At 65.0% G+C, this 11,041-nt stretch carries 10 protein-coding genes and 1 pseudogene; 8 read left to right on the top strand and 3 right to left on the bottom strand.

Going from position 1 to position 11,041, the window contains the following annotated elements; genetic code table 11:
- The first annotated feature begins 17 nt into the window (after positions 1–17).
- The gene (locus C8J46_RS00520; protein WP_132734073.1) at positions 18–1,688 is read left to right on the top strand and encodes a formate--tetrahydrofolate ligase; all 1,671 of its coding nucleotides are present in this window, start codon (positions 18–20) and stop codon (positions 1,686–1,688) included.
- Positions 1,689–1,805: 117 nt separating this feature from the next.
- On the opposite strand, the gene C8J46_RS00525 is transcribed toward C8J46_RS00520, so the two are convergent.
- The 3 genes from C8J46_RS00525 to thiS all read right to left on the bottom strand — a co-directional run bounded on the left by C8J46_RS00525 (position 1,806) and on the right by thiS (position 3,998).
- Entirely contained in the window at positions 1,806–2,459 is a 654-nt protein-coding gene (locus C8J46_RS00525) for an HAD-IA family hydrolase (RefSeq protein ID WP_132734075.1), read from the bottom strand.
- Between the two features lie 252 nt (positions 2,460–2,711).
- Positions 2,712–2,894 (bottom strand): CsbD family protein, encoded by a 183-nt coding sequence (locus C8J46_RS00530; protein WP_056050734.1) that lies wholly within the window; start codon positions 2,892–2,894, stop codon positions 2,712–2,714.
- A 111-nt stretch (positions 2,895–3,005) separates the two neighbouring features.
- A complete protein-coding gene (gene thiS, locus C8J46_RS00535; RefSeq protein WP_132734077.1) occupies positions 3,006–3,998 on the bottom strand; it encodes a sulfur carrier protein ThiS in 993 nt (330 codons plus the stop codon).
- A 132-nt stretch (positions 3,999–4,130) separates the two neighbouring features.
- On the opposite strand from thiS, the gene aroQ reads away from it, so the two are divergent.
- The 7 genes and pseudogenes from aroQ to C8J46_RS00570 all read left to right on the top strand — a co-directional run bounded on the left by aroQ (position 4,131) and on the right by C8J46_RS00570 (position 10,877).
- Positions 4,131–4,565: a type II 3-dehydroquinate dehydratase gene (gene aroQ / locus C8J46_RS00540; RefSeq protein WP_056062978.1), complete on the top strand. Its 435-nt coding sequence runs from the start codon at positions 4,131–4,133 to the stop codon at positions 4,563–4,565.
- 14 nt (positions 4,566–4,579) lie between these two features.
- Positions 4,580–5,068 carry an acetyl-CoA carboxylase biotin carboxyl carrier protein gene (gene accB, locus C8J46_RS00545; protein WP_132734079.1) on the top strand — a complete coding sequence of 163 codons (489 nt, stop codon included), beginning with the start codon at positions 4,580–4,582 and terminating at the stop codon, positions 5,066–5,068.
- The gene (gene accC, locus C8J46_RS00550) at positions 5,068–6,420 is read left to right on the top strand and encodes an acetyl-CoA carboxylase biotin carboxylase subunit (protein ID WP_132734081.1); all 1,353 of its coding nucleotides are present in this window, start codon (positions 5,068–5,070) and stop codon (positions 6,418–6,420) included. The genes accB and accC overlap by 1 nt, the downstream gene beginning before the upstream one ends.
- Before the next feature lie 147 nt (positions 6,421–6,567).
- Positions 6,568–6,900 (top strand): annotated as a pseudogene (locus C8J46_RS00555) (arsenate reductase family protein); the annotation flags it as partial.
- A 184-nt stretch (positions 6,901–7,084) separates the two neighbouring features.
- A complete protein-coding gene (locus C8J46_RS00560; protein ID WP_055875939.1) occupies positions 7,085–7,423 on the top strand; it encodes a P-II family nitrogen regulator in 339 nt (112 codons plus the stop codon).
- A 143-nt stretch (positions 7,424–7,566) separates the two neighbouring features.
- On the top strand, positions 7,567–8,979 hold the full coding sequence (gene glnA / locus C8J46_RS00565) for a type I glutamate--ammonia ligase (RefSeq protein ID WP_056490605.1): 1,413 nt from the start codon (positions 7,567–7,569) through the stop codon (positions 8,977–8,979).
- 302 nt (positions 8,980–9,281) lie between these two features.
- Complete coding sequence (locus C8J46_RS00570) at positions 9,282–10,877, top strand: isocitrate lyase (protein WP_132734085.1); 1,596 nt, start codon at positions 9,282–9,284, stop codon at positions 10,875–10,877.
- Positions 10,878–11,041 lie beyond the last annotated feature (164 nt).

Raw genomic sequence — 11,041 nt, forward strand, 5'->3', positions numbered from 1 at the left:
TCGCTAGGCCGATCCGCATGGACACCGATATCGCCATCGCCCGCAGCGTCGCGCTGCGCCCCATCGCTACCATCGCGGACGGCCTCGGCATCCCCGACGCGGCGATCGAGCCTTACGGCCGCTTCAAGGCGAAGATCGCGCTCGACTGGCTCGAAACGCGTAAATCGGGCGCCAAGGGCCGGCTGATCCTCGTCACGGCGATCAACCCGACCCCGGCAGGCGAAGGCAAGACCACCACCTCGATCGGTCTCGCCGACGCGCTGCGCCATACCGGGCGCAAAGCCGTCCTCGCACTCCGCGAACCCTCGCTCGGGCCCTGCTTCGGCACAAAGGGCGGCGCTACCGGGGGCGGACGCGCGCAGGTCGCGCCGATGGAGGACATCAACCTCCACTTCACGGGCGATTTCCACGCCATCACCGCCGCGCACAACCTGCTCGCGGCGATGATCGACAACCACATCCACTGGGGCAACGCGCTCCAGATCGACGTCCGTCGCGTGGTCTGGCGCCGCGTGCTCGACATGAACGACCGTGCGTTGCGCGATATCGTCCAGTCGATCGGTGGCGTCGCCAATGGGTATCCGCGCGAGTCGGGCTTCGACATCACCGTCGCCTCCGAAGTGATGGCAATCCTGTGCCTTGCGAACGACTTGGCCGACATGGAACGCCGGCTCGGCGATATCGTCGTTGCCTACACGCGCGACCGCACGCCCGTTACCGCGCGCGACCTGAAGGCCGACGGCGCGATGGCGGTGCTGCTGGCGGAGGCGATCAAGCCCAACCTCGTCCAGTCGCTCGAGGGCACGCCCGCGTTCCTCCATGGCGGGCCGTTCGCCAACATCGCGCACGGCTGCAACTCGGTGATCGCGACGCGGGCAGCGCTTTCGCTCGGCGACTACGTGGTGACGGAAGCGGGCTTCGGCGCGGACTTGGGCGCGGAAAAGTTCTTTGACATCAAGTGCCGCCAGGCGGGCCTCGCCCCCGACGCGGTCGTGATCGTCGCAACCGCGCGCGCGCTGAAAATGAACGGCGGCGTCGCGAAGGCCGACCTCGCGCACGAGAATGTCGAGGCGGTCCGCAAGGGCGCGGTCAATCTTGTCCGCCACATCGAGAACATCCGCCAGTTCGGCGTCCCCGCGATCGTCGCGATCAACCATTTCTACACCGACAGTGACGCCGAGATCGCGGCGATCGTCGAGGCCGCTGCCCAGCACGGTTCGCGCGCGATCCTGTGCCGGCATTGGGCCGACGGGGGCGCGGGCGCAGTCGAACTGGCCGACGCGGTCGCCGAGATCTGCGAGACGCATGGTGGCGGGTTTGCGCCGATCTATGGCGACGAACTGTCGCTGTTCGACAAGATCGACACCGTGGCGCGGCGGATTTATCGCGCGGAGCATGCGGTCGCGGAGCCGAGCGTGCTCGCGCAACTCAAGCGCTGGGAGGATGCGGGCTACGGCCATCTGCCCGTTTGCCTCGCCAAGACGCAGTATAGCTTCTCGACCGATCCCGCTCTGTTGGGCGCGCCGACCGGTCACATCGTGCCGGTCCGCGAAGTCCGCCTTGCGGCGGGTGCGGGGTTCGTCGTCGCGATCTGCGGCGAGATCATGACGATGCCGGGCCTGCCGCGCGTGCCCGCAGCGGAGGCGATTCATTTGAACGACGAAGGGCTGATCGAGGGGCTGTTCTGAGCCCCAGATGCTACCCTCACCTCCGTCATCCTGACGAAAGTCAGGATCCAGGGTAACCGTCGGTGCGCTTCGTGGCTCTGGATCCTGACTTTCGTCAGGATGACGAAGGGCGGGGCGTCAGTCTCGCGTGACGACCAGACCGTCCGGCCCGACCGCGACCGACAACCCGACATAATCGACCACCGTCGGATGTGACGTCGCGACACCGTGCGAATGCGTGGCGGTGATAACCAGCACGTCCGCTCCCGCCGCTTCGCCCGCGGCGATCCCGGCGGCGGCGTCCTCGAACACGAGGCAATCGCCCGCCGCAACGCCGAGCCGTTCGGCCGCGACGAGGAAGCAGTCCGGTGCGGGTTTGCCGTTGGGGATGTCGTCGGCTGCGATCATGGTGGCAGGCATCGGCAAGCCGGCAGCCTTCAACCGGACTTCGGCCAACGCCCGCGGTGCCGAGGTGACGATCGTCCAGCGCTCGGGCGGCAGGCTGGCCAGGAACGCAGCAGCCCCGGCGATCGGTTCGATATCGTCGACATCTTCCATCTCGGCGGCAGTGATCGCCGCGGCTTCGGCGACCGGGTCGACGCCGGGGAGGTTCAGGCGGCGAACGGTCTCGACCGACTGCACGCCGTGGATCGTCGGCACGAACGTCGCGGCGTCGAGGCCATGCGCGATCGCCCATTTGGTCCAGGTGCGCTCGGCGGACGCGATCGAGGTGAGAATCGTGCCGTCCATGTCGAACAGGAAGGCGGCGTAGGTGCGAGTGGGGAGGGTCATGCGGGTGCTCGTGGGGGAGGTTGGCGGGTTGGGCAAGGCGGTTTGGTTCTCTGCACCACCCCGGCGAAGGCACCACCCCGGCGAAGGCCGGGGCCCAATGGGCATGGCCGATGTAAGGGCGCGCTGTTCTTAATCAGAATCGTCCCCCAATTGGGCCCCGGCCTTCGCCGGGGTGGTGCTAGGACACGTTGCGCAAAGAAAAGGCCGCCCCGGTTTCCCGAAGCGGCCTGTATTCTCACATCAAGCCAAAGCTTAGATGTCGTCGCCGAGTGCGCCCTTGACGCTACCCTTGACGTTCTGCGCAGTGCCCTTGGCCTGCTGCGCTTCGCCTTCTGCTACCAGCTTCTCGTTGTCGGTCGCCTTGCCGACGGCTTCTTTGACGTTGCCTGCAACCTTGTTGCCTGCTGCTGCGACCTTGTCGGTGAACTCGCCCATCAGAGCCTCCACTTGCTTCTGCGGACCCGCCAACCGGGCCGCTTGAACTTGCTAAGGTATAACGGCCGTCTTTACCGTGGGTTCCGTGACGTTTGCGTCATGACCTATGTTTCAGATCAAGCCCGCCAATGGGCTCGACGGATCGGCATAGCGACGCTGCCCCATCCGCCCGGCACGGTAGGCGAGCCGCCCCGATTCGACCGCGGCCTTCATCGCCGCCGCCATCATCAGCGGGTCCTTCGCCTCGGCAATGGCCGTGTTCATCAGCACGCCGTCGCAGCCGAGCTCCATCGCCACCGCAGCATCCGACGCGGTGCCGACGCCGGCGTCGACCAGCACGGGTACCCCTGCCCCCTCGACGATCAGCCGGATCGTCACGCGGTTCTGGATGCCGAGCCCCGAGCCGATCGGCGCGCCCAGCGGCATGATCGCGACCGCGCCGGCATTCTCCAGGCGCTTGGTGGCGATCGGATCGTCGACGCAATAGACCATCGGCTTGAAGCCCTCGTTGGCCAGGATCTCGGTCGCGCGCAGCGTCTCGACCATGTCGGGATACAGCGTCTTCGCCTCGCCGAGCACTTCGAGCTTCACCAGTTCCCAGCCGCCCGCCTCGCGCGCTAGTCGCAGCGTGCGAATCGCCGATTCGGCATCGAAGCAGCCGGCGGTGTTGGGGAGGTAGGTGATCTTCTTCGGATCGATGAAGTCGGTCAGCATCGGCGCGTTGCGGTCCGACACGTTGACGCGACGGACGGCGACCGTGACGATCTCCGCGCCCGACGCCTCGACCGCGGCGGCGTTCTGCGCAAAATCCTTGTACTTGCCGGTGCCGACGATCAGCCGCGACTTGAAGGTCTGGCCGGCGACGGTCCAGCTGTCCTCATGGTCGCCGCCTCCGACGAAATGCACGATCTCGAGATCGTCGCCGTCCTCGACCATCACGTTGGCCAAGGTCGAGCGCGGCACGACTTCCATGTTCCGCTCGACCGCGATCTTCTCGGGTACGAGGCCGAGTTCGGTCGCGAGGCCAGCGAGCGAAAGCCCGGCGGAGACGCGCTTGTGCTCGCCGTTGACGGTGATCGAGACGGTGCCATCGGCATGGGGCATGGGTGCGTGATCCACTATATAGCGAAGGCGCGGCTCGACTTGTCGCGAGACGGGCCTGTAAGGAATGGCGTGACGCGCATATAGAGACCGCTCCGCAGCACCCGCAACCGACCCGTAACCGAAAGGCCGCCCTTGCCCGATACGATATTCGTCCTGAACGGCCCCAACCTCAACCTGCTGGGAACGCGCGAGCCGGAAATCTATGGCGACGAAACGCTCGACGACATCGCCGGGATGCTGGAGGACCGCGCCCGCGAGCTCGACCTGGAGATCGACATGCGCCAGTCGAATCACGAGGGGCATCTCGTCGACTGGATCCAGGAGGCGCAGGCGCGTGGGGCGAAAGCCGTGATCCTCAACGCGGGTGCGTTCACGCATACCTCGGTCGCGGTGCACGACGCGATCAAGGGCGTGAAGACGCCGGTGATCGAAGTGCATCTTTCCAATCCCCACAAGCGTGAATCGTTCAGGCATGTGAGCCTGGTCGGACAGGCGGCGAAGGGTACGATCGCGGGTTTCGGCGCGCTTTCGTATCTGCTCGCGCTTGAAGCCGTCGCACGGTTCTGACAGGAGGCCCCGCCATGAACGATACACCAGAAACAACAGGCGCGATGCAGGTCGACGTGACCCTGGTACGCCAGCTCGCCGAACTGCTCGACACCACGCAGCTGACCGAGATCGAGGTCGAGGACGGCTCGCGCCGTATTCGCGTCGCGCGCAAGGCCGCTCAGGCTGCCCCCGTCGCGCATTACGCGCAGGCGCCCGCCCCGGCCCCCGTTTCCGCGCCGCTGTCGATCCCGCAGGCCGAGGTCGGCGCGTCCGCTCCGGCGATCAGCGCCAGCGCGGTCAAGTCGCCGATGGTCGGCACGGTCTATCTCGCCGCCAACCCCGAGGCGAAGCCGTTCTCGACCGTCGGCCAGAAGGTCAATGCGGGCGACACATTGCTTATCATCGAGGCGATGAAGGTCATGAACACGATCGTCGCGCCGTCGGCCGGTACCGTGACCGCGATCCTGGTCGAGAACGGCCAGCCGGTCGAGTTCGACCAGCCGCTGGTCGTGGTGGAATAATGCCGCAAATCAAGAAGCTGCTCATTGCGAATCGTGGCGAGATCGCGCTGCGGATCCATCGTGCCTGCCACGAGATGGGCATCAAGACGGTCGCGGTGCACTCGACCGCCGACGCCGACGCGATGCACGTCCGGCTGGCGGACGAGGCGATCTGCATCGGACCGCCGTCCGCCGCGGACAGCTATCTGAACATCCCGAACATCATCTCGGCCGCCGAAATCTCGGGCGCGGACGCGATCCATCCCGGCTACGGCTTTCTCAGCGAGAACGCGCAGTTCGCGGAGATCGTCGAGCTGCACAACATCCTGTTCGTCGGGCCGAAGCCCGAGCACATCCGCACGATGGGCGACAAGGTCCAAGCCAAGCGTACCGCTGGCGCTCTCGGGCTGCCGCTCGTCCCCGGTTCGGACGGTGCGATCAGCGACATCGCTGAGGCCAAACGGATCGCCGAGGACATCGGCTATCCGGTGATCATCAAGGCGGCATCAGGCGGCGGTGGTCGCGGGATGAAGGTCGTCAACGACGCCGCCGATCTCGAAACGCAGATGCAGCAGGCCGGCAGCGAGGCAAAGGCCGCGTTCGGCGACGCCACCGTCTACATGGAAAAATACCTCGGCAATCCGCGGCATATCGAATTCCAGATCTTCGGCGACGGCAATGGCAACGCGATCCACCTGGGCGAGCGCGACTGCTCGTTGCAGCGCCGCCACCAGAAAGTGCTCGAGGAAGCGCCATCGCCGATCATCACCGCCGAAGAGCGCGAGCGGATGGGCGGGATCGTCGCCAAGGCGATGGCCGACATGGGCTATCGCGGCGCGGGGACGATCGAGTTCCTGTGGGAAGCGGGCGAATTCTACTTCATCGAGATGAACACCCGGCTCCAGGTCGAGCATCCGGTGACCGAGATGATCACCGGGCTGGACCTCGTGCGCGAGCAGATCCGCGTGGCCGAGGGTCATCCGCTGACGCTCTGCCAGGAAGACGTCCAGTTCCGGGGCCATGCCATCGAATGCCGCATCAACGCCGAGGACCCGCGCACGTTCGCGCCGTCACCGGGGCTGGTGAAGGTGTATCACGCACCGGGCGGGATGCACGTCCGCGTCGATAGCGGGCTGTATGCCGGGTATCGCGTGCCGCCTTACTACGACTCGATGATCGCCAAGCTGATCGTCTACGGGACGACTCGGCAGGGTGCGCTGCGCCGATTGCGGCGTGCGCTCGAGGAGATGGTGATCGAGGGGGTGACGACGACGATCCCGCTGCACCGTGCGCTGCTCGACGATCCTGAGTTCCAGGAAGGCGCGTACACGATCAAGTGGCTGGAAGAGTGGCTCGCCAAACAGGGGGCTTAACGGCCGCCCCACCTCACCCGTCATCCCAGCGGAAGCTGGGATCTCTCGCTTGGTTTGCGGTGCGACCCGAACGGGGAGATCCCAGCTTTCGCTGGGATGACGGAGGTAGAGCGGGATGACGGGGCGTCAGATGATTACGGAGCATTCGTGAAGGCGACGATCTACCACAACCCGCGTTGCTCCAAGTCCCGCGAGGCGCTCGCGCTGCTGCAAGACGCCGGAGCGGATGTCACGATCGTCGAATACCTCAAGACCCCGCCCTCCCGCGCGGAACTCGTCCGTCTCTACGACCGCGCCGGCATGACGCCGCGCCAGGGGCTCCGCATGGCCGAGGACGGCGCCAAGGCAGTCAAGCATGGCGACGCCGAGGCGATCCTCGATGCGATGATGATCGACCCGCTGCTGATCGAACGCCCGCTGGTCGAGACCGACAAGGGCGTCCGGCTCGGCCGTCCGATTGCGCGGCTGCACGAGATCCTGAGATCGGCGCCCCTGCCCTTGGATTGCGCACGCACCGCCAAGGTGCCGCAATTTCGGGCAGTGAAATCAACGATATTCCGCGGTTGCCCGAGGGCGCCGCGGCTGGCACGCTTGGTGCAAGGCGCCCTTCAGGGCGTACAGCTCGTCTGAAAGGGCGAAGGTTTCAACAATCGGGGGCGTACCTGTGAAAAAGATCGAAGCCATCATCAAGCCGTTCAAGCTGGATGAGGTGAAGGAAGCGCTGCACGAGATCGGCGTGAGCGGCATCACCGTGACCGAGGCCAAGGGTTTCGGCCGGCAGAAGGGCCACACCGAACTGTATCGCGGCGCGGAATACGTCGTCGACTTCCTGCCCAAGGTGAAGCTCGAGGTCGTCGTCGAGGACGGTCTCGCGCAACGCGTCGTCGAGGCGATCGCGGCCGCCGCACAGACCGGCCGGATCGGCGACGGCAAGATCTTCGTCATCCCGGTCGAGAGCGCGCTCCGCATCCGCACTGGCGAGCGCGACGACGACGCAATCTAGTTTCGAACCACGCATATTGCGTTGACGACGAGTGACGACATCGTCATTTGACGCGACGCAACATTGTGTGGAAATCCCGTTCCATACCGCAATTAGATTCCCCGCATGATGCGGCGGAAATCTCAAAACGAAGGGCAAGCATCATGGCGAATTCGGCCTCCGACGTTCTCAATATGATCAAGGACCAGGAGATCGAGTGGGTCGATCTGCGGTTCACCGATCCCAAGGGCAAGTGGCAGCATCTGACGATGGTCGCGAGCCTGATCGGCGAAGACGAGCTGACCGACGGCCTGATGTTCGACGGTTCGTCGATCGAGGGCTGGAAGGCGATCAACGAGAGCGACATGACGCTCAAGCCCGATCTCGACGCGGTTTATGTCGATCCGTTCTCGGCGACGCCGATGATGATCCTGATCTGCGACATCGCCGATCCGTCGACCGGGGAACTGTATTCACGCGATCCGCGCTCGACCGCCAAGCGCGCCGAGGCGTATCTGCTGACCACCGGCGTCGGCGACACCGTGTATGTCGGCCCCGAAGCCGAATTCTTCATGTTCGACGACGTCCGCTTCGAGAACAGCTATTCGACCAGCTATTACAAGATCGACGACATCGAGCTGCCGGGCAATTCGGGTCGCGAGTACGAGGGCGGCAACCTCGGCCACCGTCCGCGCGCCAAGGGCGGCTATTTTCCGGTCGCACCGGTCGATAGCGCCGTCGACATCCGCGGCGAGATGGTCTCGACGATGATCGAGATGGGCCTGCCCTGCGACAAGCATCACCACGAGGTCGCAGCCGCGCAGCATGAGCTGGGCCTGACGTTCGGCACGCTGACGCAGACCGCGGATCGCATGCAGATCTACAAGTATGTCGTCCACCAGGTCGCGCATGCGTACGGCAAGACGGCAACGTTCATGCCGAAGCCGATCAAGGAGGACAACGGCTCGGGGATGCACACGCATTTCTCGATCTGGGAAGGCAAGACCCCGCTGTTCGCCGGCAATGGCTATGCGGGCCTCAGCGACATGTGCCTGTACTTTATCGGCGGCATCATCAAGCACGCCAAGGCGGTCAACGCGTTCACCAACCCGTCGACCAACAGCTACAAGCGCCTCGTCCCCGGCTACGAAGCGCCGGTGCTGCTCGCCTATTCGGCACGCAACCGCTCGGCATCGTGCCGCATTCCGTACGGCACCGGCCCCAAGGCGAAGCGCGTCGAAGTGCGTTTCCCGGACGCGCTGGCCAACCCGTATCTTGCCTACGCGGCGCTGATGATGGCCGGCATGGACGGCATCCTCAACAAGATCCATCCGGGCGAAGCGATGGACAAGAACCTGTACGACCTGCCGCCGGCAGAGCTCGCCCAGGTCCCGACCGTCGCGGGCTCGCTCCGCGAGGCGCTCGAATGCCTGCTCGCGGATCACGACTTCCTGCTGAAGGGCGACGTGTTCTCGAAGGATCAGATCGAGAGCTATGTCGAGATCAAGTACGCTGAGGTTGCGCGTTGGGAGATGACGCCTAGCCCGGTCGAGTATGACATGTACTACAGCGGGTAAGGCGCACGGCGCACGCGGCCAGCGCAAGCTGACCGCGAGACGCCGAAGCCCGGCCGGCGTCGCGAACCGCGACGACCGACGGCGTGGCTTTGCCACGTCGGTGAATTGGAAGAGGGCGCCCGGAGCAATCCAGGCGCCCTTTTTCGTATCATGGCTGCCTATCCCGTTCTGTAATCTTCTTTACACAACGACACGACGCGTCCGCTGCCAGTGACATCCACACCTCATCCCCAACCGCATTCCCGACCAAAACCCTGTCAACAACCCTACACGACGATCAACGCAGCAGCGAAGGATCGCCCGTGACCTACCAGACGCACATCGCCCGGATCACCAACCTCATCGCCGACCAGAACGGCACTTGGGACGCGATCTCGCCAGAATCGGTCGCGCGGATGCGGCTCCAGAACCGCTTCGCCACCGGCCTCGACATCGCCCGCTACACCGCCGCGATCATGCGCAAGGACATGGCCGCCTACGACGCCGACCCCACCACCTACACGCAGTCTCTCGGCTGCTGGCACGGCTTCATCGCGCAGCAGAAGATGATCAGCATCAAGAAGCACTTCGGCACCACCGACCGCCGATACCTCTACCTTTCGGGCTGGATGGTCGCGGCGATGCGGAGCGAGTTCGGCCCCCTGCCCGACCAGTCGATGCACGAAAAGACCAGCGTCCCTGCGCTGATCGAGGAGCTCTACACCTTCCTCCGCCAGGCCGACGCACGCGAACTCGGCATGATGTTCCGCGAGGTCGACGCCGCGCGCGCTGCCGGCAACGCGATCGAGGAGCAGCGCCTGCTGAACGCGATCGAAAACCACCAGACGCACGTCGTGCCGATCATAGCCGACATCGACGCGGGCTTCGGTAATGCCGAGGCGACGTACCTGCTCGCGCGGAAGATGATCGAGGCGGGTGCGTGTGCACTCCAGATCGAGAACCAGGTCAGTGACGAGAAGCAGTGCGGCCATCAGGACGGCAAGGTCACCGTGCCGCACGAGGATTTCCTCGCGAAGGTCCGCGCGTGTCGCTACGCGTTCCTCGAACTCGGCGTCGAGGACGGCATTATCGTCACGCGCACCGACTCGCTCGGTGCGGGCCTCACCAAGCAGATCGCGGTCAGCAAGACAGCCGGCGACCTCGGCGACCAGTATAACTCTTACCTCGATTGCGAGGAGATCGACCCGGCGACCGCGCAGAACGGCGACGTCATCCTCAACCGCGACGGCAAGCTGCTCCGCCCGAAACGCCTGCCCTCCAACCTGTTCCAGTTCCGCGCCGGCTCGGGCGAAGATCGCTGCGTGATGGACTGCATCGCGTCGCTACAGAATGGCGCGGACCTGCTCTGGATCGAGACCGAGAAGCCGCACATCGAACAGATCGCCGGCATGGTCGACCGCATCCGCGAAGTCGTGCCCAACGCGAAGCTCGTCTATAACAACTCGCCGAGCTTCAACTGGACGCTGAACTTCCGCCAGCAGGTGTTCGACGCCTGGGTCGAAGAGGGCAAGGACGTCTCCGCCTATGATCGCGCACGCCTGATGAGCGTCGACTATGACGGCACCGCGCTGGCCGACGAAGCCGACGAACGCATCCGCACCTTCCAGGCGGACTCGGCCAAGCGCGCGGGCATTTTCCACCACCTCATCACGCTGCCGACCTATCACACTGCGGCACTCTCGACCGACAACCTCGCCAAGGAGTATTTCGGCGACGCTGGGATGCTCGGCTATGTGAAGGGCGTCCAGCGCAAGGAGATCCGCGAGGGCATCGCCTGCGTGAAGCACCAGAACATGTCCGGCTCGGATCTCGGCGACGACCACAAGGAGTATTTCGCGGGCGAGGCGGCGTTGAAGGCCGGCGGCGCGCACAACACGATGAACCAGTTCGCCGCCTGATCTGGACGCCGGAGCGCAGGCTCCGGCATCGACTCCGGGCGGAGCCAGCCCCGTTCAACGGCGCATCCTGATCGAAGATAAGCGACAGCGCTCCGGCCATACATGAAATAATTGTCATTTTTGGGTTTACGCCGCCCCGCCCCCACCGCTAGGGGACCCCCTTC

The sequence above is a fragment of the Sphingomonas sp. PP-F2F-A104-K0414 genome (assembly GCF_004340945.1).
Classification (GTDB): domain Bacteria; phylum Pseudomonadota; class Alphaproteobacteria; order Sphingomonadales; family Sphingomonadaceae; genus Sphingomonas.